Annotated in this window: 15 protein-coding genes; 11 read left to right on the top strand and 4 right to left on the bottom strand. The window is 47.0% G+C overall.

The annotated features are described in order from the left end of the window. Positions 1-210 precede the first annotated feature (210 nt). On the top strand, positions 211-1482 hold the full coding sequence (locus J2736_RS29820) for an EAL domain-containing protein (RefSeq protein WP_310502225.1): 1272 nt from the start codon (positions 211-213) through the stop codon (positions 1480-1482). A 358-nt stretch (positions 1483-1840) separates the two neighbouring features. Then, positions 1841-4807 carry a hybrid sensor histidine kinase/response regulator gene (locus tag J2736_RS29815; RefSeq protein ID WP_310502224.1) on the top strand — a complete coding sequence of 989 codons (2967 nt, stop codon included), beginning with the start codon at positions 1841-1843 and terminating at the stop codon, positions 4805-4807. Positions 4808-4909: 102 nt separating this feature from the next. Here the strand turns inward: J2736_RS29815 and J2736_RS29810 are convergent, their stop codons facing one another. From J2736_RS29810 to J2736_RS29800, 3 genes are all read right to left on the bottom strand, one after another. Further along, the gene (locus J2736_RS29810) at positions 4910-5245 is read right to left on the bottom strand and encodes a DUF5658 family protein (RefSeq protein WP_310502223.1); all 336 of its coding nucleotides are present in this window, start codon (positions 5243-5245) and stop codon (positions 4910-4912) included. A 144-nt stretch (positions 5246-5389) separates the two neighbouring features. Then, positions 5390-6946: an ABC-F family ATP-binding cassette domain-containing protein gene (locus tag J2736_RS29805; RefSeq protein WP_171637022.1), complete on the bottom strand. Its 1557-nt coding sequence runs from the start codon at positions 6944-6946 to the stop codon at positions 5390-5392. 96 nt (positions 6947-7042) lie between these two features. Further along, the gene (locus J2736_RS29800; protein WP_397341923.1) at positions 7043-7786 is read right to left on the bottom strand and encodes a spermidine synthase; all 744 of its coding nucleotides are present in this window, start codon (positions 7784-7786) and stop codon (positions 7043-7045) included. A gap of 196 nt (positions 7787-7982) precedes the next feature. Here J2736_RS29800 and J2736_RS29795 point away from each other — a divergent pair, with 196 nt between their 5' ends. The 7 genes from J2736_RS29795 to J2736_RS29765 all read left to right on the top strand — a co-directional run bounded on the left by J2736_RS29795 (position 7983) and on the right by J2736_RS29765 (position 16285). Further along, positions 7983-8183 carry a hypothetical protein gene (locus J2736_RS29795; RefSeq protein ID WP_310502222.1) on the top strand — a complete coding sequence of 67 codons (201 nt, stop codon included), beginning with the start codon at positions 7983-7985 and terminating at the stop codon, positions 8181-8183. A gap of 183 nt (positions 8184-8366) precedes the next feature. Beyond that, positions 8367-9326 (top strand): carbohydrate ABC transporter permease, encoded by a 960-nt coding sequence (locus J2736_RS29790; RefSeq protein WP_310502221.1) that lies wholly within the window; start codon positions 8367-8369, stop codon positions 9324-9326. Next, entirely contained in the window at positions 9323-10168 is an 846-nt protein-coding gene (locus J2736_RS29785) for a carbohydrate ABC transporter permease (protein ID WP_310502220.1), read from the top strand. The genes J2736_RS29790 and J2736_RS29785 overlap by 4 nt, the downstream gene beginning before the upstream one ends. An 80-nt stretch (positions 10169-10248) precedes the next feature. Further along, the gene (locus J2736_RS29780) at positions 10249-12018 is read left to right on the top strand and encodes a sensor histidine kinase (RefSeq protein ID WP_310502219.1); all 1770 of its coding nucleotides are present in this window, start codon (positions 10249-10251) and stop codon (positions 12016-12018) included. Further along, entirely contained in the window at positions 11996-13606 is a 1611-nt protein-coding gene (locus tag J2736_RS29775) for a response regulator transcription factor (RefSeq protein WP_310502218.1), read from the top strand. The genes J2736_RS29780 and J2736_RS29775 overlap by 23 nt, the downstream gene beginning before the upstream one ends. A gap of 177 nt (positions 13607-13783) precedes the next feature. Further along, positions 13784-15112: an ABC transporter substrate-binding protein gene (locus tag J2736_RS29770; protein ID WP_310502217.1), complete on the top strand. Its 1329-nt coding sequence runs from the start codon at positions 13784-13786 to the stop codon at positions 15110-15112. Positions 15113-15301: 189 nt separating this feature from the next. Then, complete coding sequence (locus J2736_RS29765) at positions 15302-16285, top strand: aldo/keto reductase (protein ID WP_310502286.1); 984 nt, start codon at positions 15302-15304, stop codon at positions 16283-16285. Positions 16286-16576: 291 nt separating this feature from the next. Here the strand turns inward: J2736_RS29765 and J2736_RS29760 are convergent, their stop codons facing one another. After that, entirely contained in the window at positions 16577-17467 is an 891-nt protein-coding gene (locus tag J2736_RS29760; RefSeq protein WP_310502216.1) for an AraC family transcriptional regulator, read from the bottom strand. A gap of 122 nt (positions 17468-17589) precedes the next feature. Between J2736_RS29760 and J2736_RS29755 the strand changes: the two genes are divergently transcribed. Next, positions 17590-18663, top strand: coding sequence for a Gfo/Idh/MocA family protein (locus tag J2736_RS29755; RefSeq protein ID WP_310502215.1), 1074 nt, complete (start codon positions 17590-17592; stop codon positions 18661-18663). Positions 18664-18698: 35 nt separating this feature from the next. Then, positions 18699-19535 (top strand): sugar phosphate isomerase/epimerase family protein, encoded by an 837-nt coding sequence (locus J2736_RS29750; protein ID WP_310502214.1) that lies wholly within the window; start codon positions 18699-18701, stop codon positions 19533-19535. Positions 19536-19925 lie beyond the last annotated feature (390 nt).

Here is a 19925-nt window from a genome sequence, read left to right as displayed (position 1 = left end):
TGAGTGATATTGCTAATATTTAGCTAATAAATCTATTATACGCTGTCGAATTTTAAGAGTAAACCGTTTTCATATAGGGATTTCAAAAAAATGTTAGTAAAATATTAGCGAAATAGAGCAAAAAAATTCATGAGATTTAAGTAAGTAACCTAATAAGTGGAAAGTACAATGGGATTATAAGTAAGAATGGCTTAAAAAGGTGGCGAAAAAATGAGTCTGACAGGCAGGTATGGAGTACTGGTAGTGAGTGTGTCCGAACAAACTCAAGAGGTCATTACGACCATATTGAAGCAGGATGAGCAGCTTATTCTGACAGGAATTGTAGCACATGGCAGTGCCGCATTGGTATGTATGCTTCGTGATAAGCCTGATCTAGTCCTTATTGATATGGACTTACCGAATTTACTAGGACTTACAGCACTTCAGCTCATTATGGACCATAGCCCTATTCCTGTGATAATGCTAAGTACACATACTTCAGAAGGCTCGGTTCAAACGATCCAAGCGATGCGCTTTGGCGCGGTCGATTATTTTCATAAAGAGATGTTAATTGCAGGATTAAATGGCGAAGGGGTCATTACCTACTTCTTAGAACGATGTAAGGTCGCTATTCAAAATGGGGTCAAAGGTGTCTACCCCGCCACTGCCCATGTAGAGGGCTATGTGGAATGTACACAGCCTAGCACTCCTTTAAGCAGTAGCGTAATGCTGCAGAGAAGAATGGATATTGAGGTTCATCTGCGCAAGGCGATCTCCAAGCGAGAGTTAAAACTGGTCTATCAACCTGTTGTTGATATCAGTACGAGCGTTGTTGTCGGGTTGGAATGTCTGCTTCGTTGGGATAATCCTGATTTTGGCGATGTCCCGCCAACGGAGTTTATTTCGATTGCAGAGGAAAGTGGGCTCATTCACGAAATTGGTGAGTGGGTGCTGAGAGAGGCCTGCCAACAAAACCAGAAATGGCGAAAGGCCGGCCTTCCACCTATGTTTGTAGCCGTGAATTTATCACGCAAGCAGTTTAATGATTGTCGGTTAAGTATGACGATTGCAGCCATTCTGGAGGAAACTGGCTTAGATCCTAAGTACTTAGAATTAGAGATTACAGAGAGTCTAAGTGTAGATGCTAGACTTGCCGCGGATGCGCTAGGGAAACTCAAGAAGCTAGGTCTGAGAATTGCGATGGATGATTTCGGAACGGGCTATAGCTCACTTGGTTACCTGCGTGACTTACCCGTCGACAAAGTGAAAATTGATAAATCTTTCATTAAAGATTTACAACATGGACATGTGAATGCTGTTATTGTGAGTACGATGCTTTCTATGGCGAAGCAATTGAATCTGTCTGTTGTTGCGGAAGGTGTTGAAACGGAAGAAGAGCTGCAGGTGCTGCGTGAGTATGGTTGTCGCTTCGTTCAAGGGTATTACTATAGTAAGCCTGTCGAAGTTTGCCTTATCGAACAAATGTTGTTTCAACTAGCTTAAGAGACATGATAGAATGATGAAGGATTAGATAAGGTTCCCACTAGAGTCAATAAACGGGTTGGTGATTGTTCTGTTACGTGATTTAATTATCAATTTTTCCGTAATAACTGTTTTTGTCGTATTTGTAGAACACTTCTTTCTCATCATGAAGCTTGATCAGAGGCCAACCTGGGTAACTAAAGTGTATATCGGATTGGCGCACGGAGCGTTGGTGGTTGTCTTACTGAATTATAGTATTCAGTTGGAACCGCTGGTAAGTCTAAATTTCAGGGGTGTAGGTTTACTCTTATCTGCCTATATGGGTGGTATGCTTTCAATATTTATCACTTTTGTTTGTTTATGGATAGGGAGATTCATTATGGACGGAACGATTTCTTTGCCGCTATTGCTGATTGGGCTTGCAACGATTACGGGAACGAGCATAATCTTTGCCAAAATAAAAACCTATTGGTTACAATGGATGTCGGCTTCCACATTCTTTTTTGTCTTCTACTATACGTTGGTGTGGATGGTGTATGGGACGTCGCCTGATACGATCTGGAAATATATCACTTACCAGTTGATGTGTGTCTTCGTAATTGCGTGCTTCTTGCGATATTTATTACGAAATCGGGAATATAAGCAGCAGCTTCGACAAGTCGAAGATGAGTTGATTGATATGCTTAGGTTTCAGCCAGGTTTCACATTTAAACTGCATAAACATCGAGATGAATACGTTTTCATTGTGATTGAAGGACAGCTGCTGCAAATGTTAGGTCTGTATCCACATCAATTCATTGGCAAAAAGATAGATGATGTGAAAGTATTCACTTCAGCTTTTCAGGCTCAAATCAAAGGTTATTATGAACGGGCCTGGCAGGGCGAACGTGTGAATTATGAGTATGATTATAACGGCTTTACGATCTTAGTCAGCTTACAACCGATTTATAAAAATAGTTATGTGACAGAACTCATTGGCTCGGCCTGCGATGTTACGGAGCATCGAGCTGCCTTAGTTAAAGCAAGAGTGCGAGATGAGCAATATCGAACATTAGTAGAAAATTCAGAGGATTTTATCTTCCGTTTTCGACTCGATGGAACAATAGCTTCATCGAATAGTAAGATGTATATTACCTACGAGTTGGAATCGGACCAAGTGAAAGGAAAGCTGCTGACGGAAGTCGTGCAGATGGATGACCCAGAGAAGTGGGAGATGAAATTCGAGCAAACCATTCTGAAGCGGAAAACGCAACAATTCGGCATACAGCTGCTGCATCCGGATGGTTCGGAACACGCGTATAATGTCACGTTGTCCCCTCTTTATATGGATGGGGATGAGGAGATTGATGGTGTAACGGGAACGGTCCACGATATCACTGATCTGAAGAAGCGGGAAGAGGCTGATCAATCCAACAGGGCCAAAAGTCAGTTCTTAGCTCGGATGAGTCATGAAATACGAACACCGTTGAACGGGATTATCGGACTGTCCTTGCTGCTGCAACGGACAGAGTTATCCCCCATCCAGCAGGATTATTTGAACAAAATTGATTCATCTTCTAACGTTCTGCTTGCTACGATTAACGATATTCTTGATTTCTCGAAGCTTGAAGCAGGCAAAATGACACTAGAAACGTTGGATTTCTCACTCGAAGAATCCATCCAAAAAGTAGCTGATCTTGCGAGTGTCTCACTTGGAAAGAAGCGAATCGAGATTATGCTGGATACCTCAGAGGATCTGCCTGATCTTGTCAATGGTGATGCGTTTCGTCTGGAGCAGGTGCTCATTAATCTTACGAATAATGCAATAAAGTTTACCAAGAGAGGCTATTTGAGGTTGAGAGTTGCTCTGGAGGCTACAACAGATGAAGGTTACTTACTTTCATTCGCCATGGAGGATACGGGAATTGGCATTTCCAAGGAACAGCTCTCGAAGCTCTTCGTTCCGTTCTCTCAAGCGGATACATCGATGAGTCGGCGTTATGGAGGGACAGGTTTAGGGTTGGTTATTTGCCAACATTTGGTTCAGTCGATGGGCGGTATCTTGCAAGTGGAATCCACCTTAGGTCAAGGCAGCCGATTCTACTTCAACTTAATGCTGGGGAAAGCGGGAACAGATGCAGGGACGAAGCTTATAGATGTGGATGGGCAGATGAACTCCGTTCAGAACCAACGTATTCGGATTGCTGAAGATAACCCGCTTGTTGCAACGCATATCCGTGAATTGCTTAGCTCTATGCCTGTTCAGATCGACAGCGTTTCAACGACAGCAGATTTGGTGAGAACGTTGGAAGAGGATGCTTGGTATGCTGCGCCTGTGGACTATGTGCTTCTCGATATGCAAATGGAGGAACTCCAGTATCAAGATGGGCTAGAGCGTGTGATGGCTCCAATCGATCGTTCACGCACGAAGGTCATCGCGTATACGACACTTGACGGAAGGGAACAGATGTCAGAACTTCCAGACCTTTTGCAGGCGGATGCGGTGCTCGTGAAACCAGTGAGCCGAGCTAAACTGAAGATGGTCATTGAAGGATTAGCTCAAGAGCGGATACAATCCGTTGCAGTGGAGCCGGTACTACAAGCACTTTTAGTGAATAAACAGGCCGCTGCGTCCAAAGGGAATATTCTCGTGGTAGAAGACAATGAAATCAACCAACTGGTTATTTCGGAGTTATTGAAGCAGCTAGGCTATCACCCGCTGATCGCAGAGAATGGTCTTGAAGCCTTGGAATTGGCGGATAAAGAGACATTTAAGCTGATTCTTATGGACATACATATGCCAGAGATGGATGGTTACGAGGCTACACAGAAGCTAAGGCAGCGCAAAAGCTTGAATCTTGTGCCGATCGTCGCGCTTACCGCGAATATGTTAATGCAGGATCGCATGCAGCTTCTGAAGCTGGGCATGAATGATTTGCTCATTAAGCCGATTACGGAACGCCAGCTGACAGATATGTTGGGGAAATGGGACATGTTGAACTGGTCAAAGCAATATCCAGGTGTTGGTGTGGACCAGTTAATGCGAAATATTGATCATAAGCTGCATATTTTTCAATACATGCTTGAGAAATTCAAGATGGATTATCATGATTTTCAGGATCAGCTGGCACCTTTTATTAGCGATGGAGAGCTTGTTGCTGTTAAAAGGAAGATCCACACGCTGAAAGGGATTGCTGTGAATTTTTACGCGGACGCGCTGGTAGCGCAGGTCCTTGCGATGGAGAAAGAGCTGGAGAGAGGCATCGATCCACAGGAGGTGTTCTCCCTTTTGAAACGAATTCAGCATGAAATTGACGGCATACTGGGACAGCAAGACGCAACCGTCTCCATTCGTGAGGGTTATTGAAAATAAAAAAGACCAAAGGCCTGTTGTTCACGTGAATACCGAGTGAGTCGGTAGACGTAACAGCAGGCCTCTCTATATGTTTCCGATGAGCTGCAATCCCTTCTAAGCAGGACCAGCGACGTAGGTTAGTCCATAGGAAAGCCAGACGAAGTGATACACGTTGACGGCAGCATAAATCACGACGGTGAGGGTAAGGCAAGGTTTTACCCATAGTTTTTGACGAATGTAGGGGTATATCAGCATGAGAGCGACTGGGAAAATGAGCTTCACCAGATAGTAGGCGATAATATGCCATTCGTAGAGATAGCGGATCAATGGATTGGCCTCTTGGATGAGGGCTAGCTGCAGGCCAATGTCGGTAAATAGTGCGTCAAAGAAGCAAAGAATGAGCAGGGATAGCAGCAATTTGCTTGTAAAGAAGAATCGAAAAACAAGCATACGGTTCCTCGCTTTCCGTGGCTTAGTTCAAATTTCGTCTGATACATAATGTATCATTTTAGAGGAGGTTTGTCCAGATTTGTGGAAAAGCAAAGAGCCTACCTCCATCATCAAGCGATGGGATAGGCTCTTTACGTGTGCAGCTTAGAATACTTTGGTCGTCCAGGACTCACAGTTCCATGTTTCTGTTACAACATCACGATAGAAATCAGGTTCATGGGAGATCAGGATGATGCTGCCTTTGTACGCTTTCAGCGCACGCTTCAGTTCTTCCTTCGCGTCCACGTCCAAATGGTTCGTCGGCTCATCGAGTACAAGCAGGTTCGTTTCGCGATTAATCAGCTTGCATAAGCGAACCTTTGCTTTTTCGCCACCGCTGAGCACAACGATTTTGCTTTCGATATGTTTCGTCGTAAGTCCACAACGAGCAAGCGCCGCGCGCACTTCGAATTGATTCAACGAAGGGAACTCATTCCAAACCTCATCAATACACGTATTGTTGTTGGATTCCTTAATTTCCTGCTGGAAATAACCGACTTGTTGGTTCTCTCCCTTATGCACTGAACCTGACAACGCCGGGATTTCGCCTAAAATGCTGCGCAGCAACGTCGTCTTACCAATTCCGTTGGCTCCGACGAGCGCAATCTTTTGACCACGTTCCATTCGCAGATTAAGTGGACGGGACAACGGTGAATCGTAACCGATAACCAGATCCGTCGCTTCAAAAATGAGCTTACCTGCCGTACGCCCTTCTTTAAAGTTAAACTGTGGCTTCGGTTTCTCTTTGGCAATTTCAATGACTTCCATCTTGTCGAGCTTCTTCTGTCTAGACATCGCCATGTTACGCGTTGCGACACTCGCCTTGTTACGTTGAACGAAGTCCTTCAACTCCGAGATCTCCTGCTGTTGGCGTTTATAAGCCGATTCCAGCTGAGATTTTCTCATTTCGTGTACTTCTAGGAAATGGTCATAGTCGCCGACATAACGGTTCAAGGCTTGGTTTTCCATGTGGTAGATCAAGTTGATTACGCTGTTCAAGAACGGAATATCATGGGAGATGAGGATGAAGGCATTCTCGTATTCATTTAAATAGCGCTTCAACCATTCGATATGCTGCTCATCCAAATAGTTCGTAGGCTCATCGAGAAGCAGGATGTCTGGCTTTTCCAAAAGAAGCTTAGCCAGCAAGACCTTCGTACGCTGCCCACCGCTCAAATCATTGACATCTTTATCTAAGCCGATATCTGTCAGACCCAAACCGCGGGCCGTTTCTTCGATTTTGGCATCGATCATGTAGAAATCTTGATTCGTAAGTGTATCTTGAATTGTTCCTACATCTTCGAGCAGGCGCTCCAGCTCTTCAGGTGAAACGTCGCCCATACGGCCATACATATCGTTCATTTCTTGTTCCATATCGAATAGATACTGAAAGGCACCCTTCAACACGTCGCGCATCGTCATTCCTTTGCTCAACACCGCGTGCTGGTCCAGGTAACCTACGCGCATGCGCTTGGACCATTCCACTTTACCATCATCCGGCTGCAGCTTTCCGGTAATGATGTTCATGAAGGTGGATTTCCCTTCACCATTTGCGCCAATAAGTCCGATGTGCTCGCCTTTCAACAGGCGGAAAGATACATCGTTGAAGATCGCACGATCCCCAAATCCGTGACTAAGTCGTTCTACATTTAATATGCTCATGAATGACACCTTTTCTATTGAACTTTTTTTGCTTCTTACATTTTATTATAAACGATAGGAAGCAAACAACTCCCCCAGGTGAATAAAAAAAGGAAATTACGCTTCATCCATCAGGATATGCCCATAGCCTAACTCTGTTTCTACGAAGCCCGCCATATGGCGCATGTGACTGGTGATCGGTTTATTTTGACCCATTAGAATGATATTCAGTAAATCGCGGCGTCCCTCAGAGGGGAGGGCGAATGCTTTAACGTGGTTAAATACTTCGCTAAGCGTGGTATGTATGGCCGTGAGAAGCGGGTCGTGCTCACCTTTCCCCATAACGTTCAGAAGAATCGCGCCATCGGAATCAAGCTTATCTCGTGCCATTTGAAAAAAGGTTAATGATGTTAACGAAAGGGGCGTGCCCTTCTCGGTAAAAGCATCGACAAGAATATAATCGTACGTGTGTGAAGGTTCATCGCTTAAGAGTTGCCTGCCGTCGCCAATATGTACATTATTCTGGCTATAGTCAAAGTAGCGCCTGCTGAGCTCGACGACATGCGCATCCAGCTCTGCCACAGTGAAACGTTTCTCAGCGAGGTGGGAGGCGATGGTGCCAATGCCGTGACCGATGAGGAAAACACGATCAAAGCTAGGAGCGTTCACCGTCATGAGATGAATCATGGCTCTCGGGTACTCGAACAGAATGCGATCTGGATGCGCCAAATCCATCGCGCCTTGCATGGCTTGGTTAGAAAACTCTAAGATGCGAAAGCGGCCTTTTTCCCCTGAAAAGGTGTTTGTATCATAAATGGAGATGCCATGGTGGTCGGTTTGTTGCTTGTATAGCACGTTCAACGATCATATCTCCTTCAATCATGCATATGTGGACAGTATACCATAGCCAGGCAAACTACATCTCTAGACCGAGATGAGGCTAAAACTCACGGCTGATGAGCGTGGGGGGCTGCAGCTGTACAATAGATGTATAGCATTTAATGACAATTACGGGTGAAGGAAATCAATCTCATTGATGGTTAAAGGGGGGCTTAGGATGGATCAAGGAAGTGATACCTCGAAAGGGCTGATGTTAGGTGTGATGCTGCGGATCACTACGTTTGTTGAAGAAACCCTCCAGTATATCGTCGCCATCGGATTCGGATTCGGGGTTGTAGCATGTATGACGTGTTTCTTCATGAAACGCGAAGTGTTGTCCTCAAGCGAGGAGGACGTGGGAGTAGGGGCGAGAGTATGAGTAGGGTTAGGCGAGATGGGGGCTGCTGAGAGCAGCTCCTTTTTCGTTGGGCTAGAAATGTGTGGCCCAGCGGTTGTGTTCGATTGGGATGAAGTTGTGTTCAATCCCCTCATTTTCTTGCAGGGAGGGCTCTTTTATACTACAGGTATATGAAATTACTTTGAGAAGAGGGTGAGCCCCGATATGCGTACACAACCTACGACAAATGCCAGTAAACAGGCTCAAAAGCGGTTCGCCGCCTTCAATTGGAAGGGCCGCTGGGAATCGCCTGTCGCCGGATATTTGTTCATCTCCCCATGGCTGCTTGGTTTCTTACTCTTAACTTTATGGCCGATGATTCGGTCCGTTTATTATTCCTTTACCAAGTTTACCTTGCTCGATGCTCCCGAATGGATTGGCTTGCGAAACTATGAGCGGATCTTCGCTGATGATGAAACGTTCAGGCAGTCTCTCTCCGTCACGCTGTTGTTCGTTGTCATCTCTGTGCCACTGAAGCTGGTGAGCGCCCTGTTGGTTGCGATGTTGCTTAACAAGAATATCAAGGGTATCTCGATCTACCGTACTTTTATTTATTTGCCTTCCCTGATCGGAAGTAGTATTGCTGTTGCTGTTTTATGGAAAAACATATTCGGCATCGACGGCTTTATCAATCGATTTTTAAGTATTTTCGGCGTGGAGGGGATTAGTTGGATCAGTAGTCCTGGTACAGCGCTAGGTACTTTAATTATTTTGGTAGCTTGGCAGTTCGGATCTTCGATGGTCATCTTCCTTGCTGGGCTAAAGCAAATCCCAGCGGAGCTGTATGAGGCTTCTTCGGTCGATGGTGCATCGAAGCTGAGACAATTTTTTACCATTACGCTGCCCATGCTTTCGCCGGTACTCCTGTTTAATCTAGTGCTGCAGACGATTGGCTCGTTCCAAATGTTCACGCAGGCATTCATCATTACCAAAGGCGGTCCGATTAACTCCACTTACATGTACGCCTTGTATTTGTACGAAAGAGCCTTCGCCCGCTATGATATGGGCTATGCTTCCGCATTGGCCTGGATACTGCTAGTTATTATCGGCATCGCGACTGCCTTGATCTTCGCATCGTCCCGCTATTGGGTATTCTATGAGACAGAAGGAGGCCGTAAGAAATGACAATTACACAACGCCGGACCCTCGGCTCTCATATCTTTTTAGCGATATTTAGTATTCTTATGGTCTATCCGATCCTGTGGTGGGTTGGAGCGGCATTCAAATCCAATGATGAGATGAGCTCTCCAAGTTTGTTCCCGAAAGTGTGGCTGTGGAGCAACTTCACCGAAGGCTGGGTGGCTTTGCCGAAATATACGTTCACGCACTTCTATATGAACTCTTTCGAGCTTACACTGGGCGTACTGATTACATCCGTATTCTCCTGCAGTCTCGTCGCATTCGGATTTGCCCGTCTTGATTTTCCACTCAAAAATGTCTGGTTCTCTATTCTGATGGTCACGTTAATGCTGCCTAGTCAGGTAACGATGGTTCCACAGTATATTATGTTTAATACATTCGGCTGGGTGAATACGTATCTGCCGTTCTATGTCCCGCATGCTCTGGCTGGCGGGGTAGGCGGACCGTTCTTCATATTCCTACTCATTCAATTCATAAGAGGACTTCCGAAGGATCTGGATGAATCAGCCAAAATAGATGGCTGTAGTTGGTTCGGTATTTACTGGCGCATTGTCCTGCCGCTAACGAAGCCTGCACTTGTTACGGTAGCAATCTACTGCTTCCTATGGAACTGGGATGATTTCTTCGGGCACCTGTTGTATATCAACTCCGTGGATAAATATACAGTAGGACTTGCGCTCAAATTGTTTGTAGATAGTCAGTCTGCTTTGCCTTGGGGTCAACTGCTCGCAATGTCACTCCTATCGGTTGTACCTTCCTTAATTATTTTCTTTATGGCTCAGCGCCACTTTGTAGACGGCATTGCTTCCGGTGCGGTGAAGGGGTAAAATTTGGAGAGTTATTTGAAAAGCTGCGATATTGTGCAGCTTTTTTGGCTTTCATGATTACGCCAGAAGGGAGAGCCTGTATGAATTTATTTAAACGCGTGCGGATTGACCGTTTGTTTTTCGGGAGCTTCGCTTCTTTCTTATCCATTTTGCTGCTCGTCTTTACTTGGATTAGCTACAGTACGACGTCCAAGGAACTTGCGAATACGTCCTCTTACTATCAGCAAGATATGCTTAATGAGTTGAATAAGCAGATTGATATTCAGCTGAAATCGATTGAGCAGATGTCGCTTGCGGCATCCCGAAATATGAATACGATTGGGTATGATCCATTTGAGAAGGATCCGTTCGAATTATTTCATCGAAGGGACGATATGCTGCGGATGCTGGCCAGCATCACCTACAGCACGACAATGGTGCAGTCGATCTACTTATATATAGATAACCCTACGAAAACCGATCCACAGGCTCCTGTGCAAATTCTGGATATGGCGCATGTCCGGGAGGAGTCATGGTATCCGGAGATTGAGAAGTTAGACTTCACCTGGGTCGGGGAACGGACGCTCCCAACGAATAAAGGACCGCAGCAGTTTATCAGCTTTGCCCGCAAGCTCTATAATAATTCGGACAAATATTATGGGCTGCTGATGCTTAATGTGAAGGCAACGGCGATTGAAGGTCTTGTTCGGGGCGGGTCCGCTGGCAAAGAGAAGAACCGGCTGTTGTTGGATGCGAGCGGCAGGACAATTGCTACGATTGGTAAGCCGACATTAAGTGAAAATGATCTTGGGCTGATCAATAGCAAGGAGAACGCCTCGAATTATATTCACCTACCGGTGAACCAAGATCATGGCGAGGGTGCGCTTCTCGTATGGAGCAAGGTGCGATCAGACTGGATGCTGATTGAGATTACGCCATGGAATGAGATTGTACATGGCAGTATCCGCTTGGCTTATATTTTGGTCTCCGTTGGATTGACCGCGATATTCATCACCGCTTTCTTCACGCTGTTTCTATCCAGACAGTTCACGAAACCAATTCGATTGTTACTGTCACGAATGGGGCGAGTACCTGCTGCAGGAGCTGTGGTGGATCTGCCTACGGACTATGAGAACGAGTTCGGGAGTTTATTTAATGGCTATCGTCGGCAGATGGAGCGGATTGAAGAGCTGCTGAAATCACTGCAATCGCAGCATAAGCGGAAGCGGGAAGCGGAGATACTGGCACTGCAGGCGATGATTAATCCCCATTTTTTATACAACACCTTGGATCAGTTGAACTGGATAGCGATTGATTCCGGACAAGAGAAGATCAGTACCATCGTCTCGCTAATGGGCAAGATGTTTCGTATTGGCCTTTCGAACGGAGAGACGGTCATTCCCATTCGGGATGAGCTAACGCATGTGGAGTGCTACCTGCAAATTCAAAAGATTCGCTGGGGAGAACGTCTCACATACAGCATGGATATCGAAGAAGATCTAAAAGATCTGTATATTTCGCGTTTAACGATACAACCGTTTGTGGAGAATGCCTTCATTCATGGTTTTCATGGCAGAAGGACTGGGGAAGTCAACGTCTCCCTTAAGCGTAAGGAATACGAATTAGAAATTATCATTCGCGATAATGGCGTTGGGCTGAAGACAGATTGGGCATCACCGAAGCCACGCAAAACGGGAGGCTATGGCGTCAGGAATGTGATGGACCGGATCGCAGCGTATTTCGGGGAGCCTTACGGTGTCACTTTACGAAACAGAGAGGAAGGTGGAACGGAAGTCGTCCTGCTGCTCCCTATTTTGCATAATAAAACAGAACTGGAGGATGCCCTTCATGTGGAGAGTACTTATTATTGATGATGATTTTCAAGTGTTGGAAGGGATGAAGAAATCCATTCCCTGGGAGCGGCTAGAGGCAGAATGGGTAGGAGAAGCGATGGATGGGCAGGAGGGGCTTCTGAAGGTGAAGGAAACGAGCCCGGACATTATTATAACGGATATCTACATGCCTGTGATGAATGGACTCGAGATGATTGAGCAGCTGAAACAGGTTGGATTTTCTGGAGAAATTATTATTCTCAGTGGTTATTCCGATTTTCAGTACGCGCGCCAGGCGCTGCGCTTACAGGTGAGCGATTACTTGTCGAGGCCCGTTACGATGGATGAGTTGGGGGGCGTACTGGAGCGGGTAATTCGCGAGCTGGAGACCAAGGAATTGGCCAAGCTTGAGCAGGAGGAGACACGGCGCAGGTTGATGATGTACGAACCCTTCGTGCAGAAGGAATGGCTAAAATCGGTCGTTACGGGTACATTGGGTCGGGCTATGGCAGAGGAAAGCATGGAGCCCATCGACGAGAAAGTGTGGCTGCGGCAGAAGCATCTCGTCATGGGCATTGAGCTGATGGGGACGGATCGCTTATCGAATCTTACCTTAACAGATTGGAGCTTGTTCCGATTTGCACTAGCCAATATCATATGTGAAGTGCTAGAGCAGGAATGGCCACAATCGGAATTCATTGAGTTGCACAGTCATCATGCAGCCATCGTGTATCACATCCCTTCAGCCCAATCGAATGCAGAGGCCAGGGCGAATATAAGGCATATCGGAGAGCATCTTACGGCGTGTATGCAGACCTATTTGAAGCTGAGTATCCGTATCGGAATTGGCAGTGTACAGAGCGATTGGCGACAGCTTCCCAACTCAACGGAAGAGGCGTTCCTAGATTTACTCCAGCAAACGTTGAAAGAAGATCATGGAACTCGACTATCGATCCCGGATGCAGAAGAGCCTGCTGTGACGATACGTCCCATCAAGTTTTATCAAGAACTGGCCGAGGCTATCGTGTACGCCAAGAAGGAGGAGACACTTGCGATTGTTGATGCCTACTTAGCGCAGCTCCGCCAGATGTCGCCCGTTTCGCCGGCTTATCTACAATACTTATGCTCAGAGCTGTGGACGATTCTCGCCTATTCGTTATACAGTACAGGTGTCGTGCTCGACGATCTGTTCCCCGGTTTGCCAGCAAGCCAGGAAATTGCCAAGATCTCAACGATCGAGGAGCTTCGGAATTGGCTCGAGAACAAAATCTCTGGTATTGCCTCACAACGTGGATGGAGCGAACATTCCAAACATAAGGAAGCTATCGATTTTATGATTCAGTATGCGCACCAGCATTATGCAGAGGACATTGCTTTGGAGGATTTATCTAAACAACTATATCTAACACGCAATTATTTGAACCGGATATTCAAGAAAGCGACAGGGGAGACATTTACGAACTATTTGATCCGTGTAAGGCTAGAGAAAGCTAAGGTGCTGCTGGCGGAAGGCAAGCACATGATCTATGAGATCGCAGAAATGGTAGGCTACAAGAATGTGGCTTACTTCAGTTCCATTTTTAAAAAGCATTATGGGATGAATCCCAGTGAGCTCGGAAAAAAATAGGTTGTGCTCGATTGTGGTAGAAATGTGTTCATTACCCTTATTTTGATTGTGTCCTTCCATTCATATAATGAAGCTAGAAGCGCTGCTGAATGAATGGAGCTGCTACGGCACCTTCGTTTTTAATTGGAACGGCTTTGACACAGTTCTGAATATGGAAGACAGGAAGGGGTTAACAAAATGATGAACAAGCAGATAAAAAGATGGGGTGTACTGACAATTACGGCACTTACAGCTGTAAGTCTGACTGCATGCGGTGCCGGAACCAAAACGAACGAAGCTGCGACACCGAGCAGTGGTGCAGCAGCAACACCAACAGCAGCTGTAGTCGATAATAAGCCGGTTAAACTGCGCATTGTATGGTGGGGCTCACAAGCTAGGCACGATGCGACCTTGAAGGCACTCGAAGCTTATACAAAGAAGCATCCGAACGTTACGTTTGAGCCGGAATTTTCCGGGTTTGATGGCTATGCGGATAAGCTAGCAACTCAGGCTGCGGCAAAGAACGCACCTGACGTAATCCAGATGGACCCGGCTTGGTTAGCGGAATACAGTGGTAGAAACCAACTCGTGGACCTTTCCAAAGGCATTAATATCGCAGATATAGATAAGTCTCTGGTTGATTCCGGTAAATATAAAGACAAGTTGTATGCGATTCCATTAGGCAATAACGCTACGGGGATGTTATTTAATAAGAATGCTGTAGACAAACTGGGCATCACACCTCCAGCTAATGGCTGGACTTGGGATCAATATTTCCAATTTGGCAAAGATGCGAAAGCAAAGCTGGAAAAAGATAAATATGCCTTAATGGATGCGACAAGTGACTACACCGTGTATTCCTCCTACCAAAGCAGCCAAGGCAAGGGCTATCCGGTTACAATAGAAGGCAAATTCAACTTGGACAAAGATACGTACATTACGTATGCGAAGAAATATGCTGAACTTCGTAAAGAAGGTGTAGTTCCTCCGCCGGATGTTGCGACGACAGATAAAGAATCCGATGCGAAGATGGATTTGATGAACAACGATACGGTCTTGATCAAGCGTAGTTTCGCAGCCTTGCTGCCTGGCTATGAGGGTGTAAAACCGGGAGCTTATAAGTTTGTTACACAGCCTAAAGGTGCGCAAGCCAGCGGCTTCCTGAAGCCGTCCATGTTCTGGTCTGTCAGTGCGGATTCTAAGAACCCTGACGCGGCTAAAGCATTCATCGACTGGTTTGTGAACGATACAGAAGCAGCGGATATTTTGACAACAACGCGTGGTGTACCCGTGTCCAAAAAAGTTCTCGAGTACTTGACACCGAAGCTGACGCCGGCAGATAAACAGCAAATCGAGTTGATCAAGAATGTTGCGCCTGATGCGCAGCCATTTAACCCTGGGGCAAAAGGCTGGAGTAACTACACAGCTAAGGATTTCAAGGATATTGGCGAAAAAGTGATGTTCGGCAAAATTACGCCGGAAGCGGCGTATGAGGAATTGGTGAAGAAAGCAAAGGATTACCAATAAGAGCCCTACTACATTCCAGCTATTATAAGCGATACCTTTAGGCCCAGGCTGCCGAGATTTTCTCGGCAGTTTGGGTTTTTCTCGTTCTCGTTGAAGAATGAGCATCTTCACGTGAATCGAGTGATTCCAACGGAGATCGTGTATAATCAATGGAAGATTCACATCATTGCGAGGAATGGGTGGGAAAGTATGGTGGGAAAAGCGGTAATCAGGCAGATGGGCAGCTCGTCTCTGGCCTTATCACCTCTTGGACTCGGCTGTTGGCAGTTTAGCAATGGTCAAGGGATGGTGGGCAAGTTTTGGCCGGTGCTGAAGAAGGAAGATGTACGCAGCATTGTTCAGACCAGTCTCAAGGGCGGGATTAATTGGTTTGATACAGCAGAGGTTTATGGAAAAGGTCAATCCGAACAAATGCTTGCAGAAGCGTTGCGCGAAGCTGGGCCATTAGCTGAAGGGGCTCACATAGCTACAAAGTGGTGGCCAGCCCTGCGCACGGCGAGCAGTATCACGAGTACCATCGATGATCGTCTCCGATTGCTGGAGAACCGAACAATTGAGCTGCATCAGGTGCATCAGCCATTCTCATTTTCGTCCGTTCGCGAAGAAATGAACGCGATGGCTGAACTAGTGAAGCGGGGCAAAATCAAGAACGTGGGCGTCAGCAATTTCTCCGCGAAAAAGATGCGTGAAGCTGATCGTGTATTGCGGGAGCACGGACTCCGGCTCATTTCCAACCAAGTAAAATATAGCTTGTTGGATCGTCGGATTGAGCACAACGGCATCATGGATACCGCGAAGGAGCTGGGCATCGCGATTATCGCGTACTCCCCGCTGGAGCAAGGGATCTTAAGCGGTAAGTTCCATAAGAATCCTGCGCTGGTGAAAGCGATCAAGGGCCCTCGTAAATTCACTTCAGCCTTCAGAGGAGCGGGCTTACAGCAATCGAAGCCCCTCATCGATAAGTTGGACGAGCTCGCAGTCATTTATGATGCATCACCAACGCAGATCGCGCTGAATTGGTTGATCCATGCACATGGGGAGACGGTGTTTGCTATTCCAGGTGCATCGAAGACGCACCATGCGGAGGAGAATGTGAAGGCGATGCAATTCACACTAACCAATGAGGAATTGAAGCAAATCAGCGATGTTTCCAATCGGGTGCTGAATAAATAAAGCAAACTGCAACAAGTCGTTATGTAATTGTAACAGGGTTGCAATCTTTTCTTCAGGTAGATTTAAGGTAACAAGCCTATACTAAATCTCGACCCCCTTTTAAATATATATACCTTAGACCCGCGGCCCGTTGCTGTGGGTCCCTTTTTTGTTTAAGGGGCAATAGCTGATCTTTCCGTGGCTAAAAAGGTTCATTTGTCCGTTTGTCAGCTCTTGCGGATATAACAAGTACATAGCAACTTGCCAAGAACCTGCAATTCGCATCGTGCGAAATGGCAGGTTCTTTATCAGTTATGTCAGTGCCCGACCATGCTCAACTCGCCTGTATTCCTTCGGCACAATCCCCTTAGTCTCTCGGAATATCCGCGAAAAGGTTTTGTACGATCCATACCCCACCTCTAGCGCAATCTCCGTGACACTCATGTCAGTGGAGACCAGCAGGCTGCAGGCGTGGCGCAGACGCAGATCGTGCAGGAAGTGAACGAAGGTTTGACCTGTCGTTTGCTTAATCACCTCGCTGATCCGCGAGACGCTCATTGTAAAGCGGGCAGCCAAATCGGATAACGCCAAATCCTCTTGATAATTCCGATGGATGTAGTGAATAATCGGCCACACGGCGTGGCTGGACCTTGATGGAGATTTGGCCAACGTCGTAGCTTCTTCCTCTTGCCCTGCGTGCTGGTAGCGATGCCGATCAAAGCGGATCAGAATTTCCTTCAATTTGGCCTTTAGGAGCGTCTGCCTATAGCGCTCGTCGCTGTGATACTCTTTCACCATATCTTCGATGAGGGCGGTCATTTGTGCCTGTTCGGCCCCATCGAACTGCACATAGGCTGGCAATGCATTCGAGTCCTGAAATAGCTCAGACAGTCCCTGATCGTTTCCCGGCTCCATGAGCAGATCCATACTGAACATGCCATTGAAGAGAACTAGCTTTTGACCTGGGTCTGTAAAAATCTCATGCACCTGATAGGGCAGAACAAACGTGAAAGTGCCAGGTGCCATCGTATGTTTCACATCATTTATTGATTCAGCTCCACGTCCTTCAACAACATAAGAGAACTCCAGGTAATCATGTCGGTGCGCGCGAAAGCCGTGCTCCAATGTATTTCTACTAAGGTGGAATGGGAAGGGAGAGTGCATATTTGGGTATGTTTTTAGATAATCTGGAAAATACGTCATGATCAGTCAGGGCTCCTTCGAAAAAATGGGACGTTTTCCGAATATACGGTACGACTTCTTAGTGATCTTATTTTATCATAAAAGCAGGGTCAACAGCGTGTACTTATGAGGAGGAACGAATCGTGGAAAGCGTTAACAAAATTAGAATTGGAATTATTGGTGCAGGCAATATTGGCGGTGTTCATATTCGGGAATTTTCCAAGCTGGCAGAACAGTGCGAAATTACGGCGATTACAGATGCTTACTTGCCTTTGGCTCAGGCGAAAGCGCAAGAGCATGGCATTGCCTATGTCGCGGCTACACCAGAGGAACTTATTCAAAGCACAAATGTCGATGCCGTCATCATTGGGGTGCCGAATCAATACCATGCCTCCCTTGCTGTACAAGCGATTGAAGCGGGCAAACACGTACTTATCGAGAAGCCAATGGGGATTAACGCCGCTGCGGCCAAACAAATATATGATGCCAGTAAGGCTTCGAATACAATTGTAATGATTGGTCATCAAATGCGCTGGGAGTCAGTTCCTATGCAGATTAAGGAGCAGGTTGAAGCCGGCGAGTTAGGCAAAATCTATACAGCCAAAACCGGCTGGTTCCGCCGTAAAGGTATTCCAGGCTGGGGGACTTGGTTCACGAAAATGGATGAGTCCGGCGGCGGTCCGTTGATCGATATCGGCGTTCATATGCTGGATCTTGCGCTCTATTTGATGGGGAATCCGAAACCAGTTTCAGTTGTTGGTGCAACGTATGCGGAATTCGGACCACGCCGTAAAGGGATTGGCACATGGGGGAAACCGAATTGGAACGGTACGTACGATGTGGAGGATTTGGCAACGGCACTGATTCGTATGGAGGATGGCAGTACGCTGACGCTTGAAGTGAGCTGGGCAGTTCATATGGACACGGACAACACGCCTTTCGTACACCTCATGGGCGCAGATGGCGGAGCTAGCTACAAAGGTCCTACGGGTAAATTGTTGACAGAGAAATTCAACCGTGCGATCGAGACGGAATTGAAAAAGCCTGAAAATGATGAAGGTGAGCGCCAACGTCTCAGCCAACATTTCCTAACTTGTATTCGTGAGGGCAAACAGCCAATCACATCGGCGCTTTCTGGTTATACGAACAATTTGATTCTAGATGCGATCTATGAATCTTCTCGTACAGGTAGTGAAGTGAAGTTGAACTGGGATTAGTCGAGTAAACAAACACCATTTGGAGGGATCATCCGATGCTTAGAGGGTTATCTAGAGCAGGGCTTGGCAAGATCGAGAGCAACGAGCAATTTATCGAGTTAGCGGCAAAAAATGGCTTCCAAGCGGTCGATATCGACGCTGTGAGCCTTGTAGAAGCTCACACCGTTGCTGGTGCGCGGGAGCTTTTAGCGAAGAATGGACTCGTTGTCGGGTCCATTGGTTTACCCGTGGAATGGCGTTCCACGGAAGAGGTGTTCCGCGAGGGGCTGCCGAAGCTAGCCCAAGCCGCGGAAGCGGCTGCAGCGCTCGGTTGCACGAGCTGCTGCACGTATGTGCTGCCCTCGACGGACCTCGGGGCAGCGCACTTCATGGCGCTCGCGACGCGCAGATTGCGCACGTGCGCCCAAATCCTAGGCGCCTACGGCATCCGCCTAGGGCTGGAGTTCGTCGGTCCGCATCATCTGCGGACACGGTGGCAGAACCCGTTCATCTGGACCATTGATGAAACGTTGGATTGGATCGATGCGATTGGCGAGCGCAACGTGGGCTTATTGTTCGATTCGTACCACTGGTACACGAATGGTGGGACTGTCGCGGATATCGAGAAGCTCCGCGCCGATCAGATCGTGCACGTGCACATCAACGATGCACCGGATGTGCCAGTAGAGGAAGTGCTCGACAACGGACGCGTGTATCCGGGCGAGGGTGTTATTGATTTGGCCGGCTTCCTGCAAGGCCTGCAGCGCATTGGCTACACCGGCGCTGTGGCACAGGAGATCCTTACGGCGGAAGCGCCGACGGCTTCTCCAGAGAGCTTGGTAGAGCGCTCCAAGGCGGGCTTCGACAAGGTCTACGCCGCGGCGGGGATTTAAGGAGTTTGAGGCTTGAAGCTTGATGTGATAGACGAACCTCGTTAGGGGTTCGTTTTTTTGATCTTGGTTAACCACTATCTATTCTATCTATCGCTACCCTCGTAGCGTTACTATCCCTTTGGCTCAGGTCCAAAGCTAAGCCCTGTATAACTTTATTGTTACTCTATCACCACTATCCCTTTGGCTCAGGTTCAAAGGCCTGCCCTGTGTAACTTCATTGTTACTCTATCGCCACTATCCCTTTGGGTCAGGTTCAAAGCCCTACCCTGTATAACTTCATTGTTACTCTATCGCCACTATCCCTTTGGCTCAGGTCCAAAGCTAAGCCCTGTATAACTTTATTGTTACTCTATCACCACTATCCCTTTGGCTCAGGTTCAAAGGCCTGCC

Source organism: Paenibacillus qinlingensis (assembly GCF_031455095.1).
GTDB classification, from domain to species: domain Bacteria; phylum Bacillota; class Bacilli; order Paenibacillales; family NBRC-103111; genus Paenibacillus_E; species Paenibacillus_E qinlingensis_A.
The sequence above is the reverse complement of the archived record's forward strand: the minus strand, read 5'-3'. Positions and strand labels throughout refer to the sequence as shown.

Bases quoted from the DNA above. Each gene is read 5' to 3' on its own strand.
- J2736_RS29795 (WP_310502222.1), top strand. From the start codon at position 7,983: ATGGATCAAGGAAGTGATACCTCGAAAGGGCTGATGTTAGGTGTGATG.
- J2736_RS29765 (WP_310502286.1), top strand. From the start codon at position 15,302: ATGGTGGGAAAAGCGGTAATCAGGCAGATGGGCAGCTCGTCTCTGGCC.
- J2736_RS29790 (WP_310502221.1), top strand. From the start codon at position 8,367: ATGCGTACACAACCTACGACAAATGCCAGTAAACAGGCTCAAAAGCGG.
- J2736_RS29820 (WP_310502225.1), top strand. From the start codon at position 211: ATGAGTCTGACAGGCAGGTATGGAGTACTGGTAGTGAGTGTGTCCGAA.
- J2736_RS29760 (WP_310502216.1), bottom strand. From the start codon at position 17,467: ATGACGTATTTTCCAGATTATCTAAAAACATACCCAAATATGCACTCT.
- J2736_RS29805 (WP_171637022.1), bottom strand. From the start codon at position 6,946: ATGAGCATATTAAATGTAGAACGACTTAGTCACGGATTTGGGGATCGT.
- J2736_RS29810 (WP_310502223.1), bottom strand. From the start codon at position 5,245: ATGCTTGTTTTTCGATTCTTCTTTACAAGCAAATTGCTGCTATCCCTG.
- J2736_RS29750 (WP_310502214.1), top strand. From the start codon at position 18,699: ATGCTTAGAGGGTTATCTAGAGCAGGGCTTGGCAAGATCGAGAGCAAC.
- J2736_RS29780 (WP_310502219.1), top strand. From the start codon at position 10,249: ATGAATTTATTTAAACGCGTGCGGATTGACCGTTTGTTTTTCGGGAGC.
- J2736_RS29785 (WP_310502220.1), top strand. From the start codon at position 9,323: ATGACAATTACACAACGCCGGACCCTCGGCTCTCATATCTTTTTAGCG.
- J2736_RS29770 (WP_310502217.1), top strand. From the start codon at position 13,784: ATGATGAACAAGCAGATAAAAAGATGGGGTGTACTGACAATTACGGCA.
- J2736_RS29815 (WP_310502224.1), top strand. From the start codon at position 1,841: ATGGACGGAACGATTTCTTTGCCGCTATTGCTGATTGGGCTTGCAACG.
- J2736_RS29775 (WP_310502218.1), top strand. From the start codon at position 11,996: ATGTGGAGAGTACTTATTATTGATGATGATTTTCAAGTGTTGGAAGGG.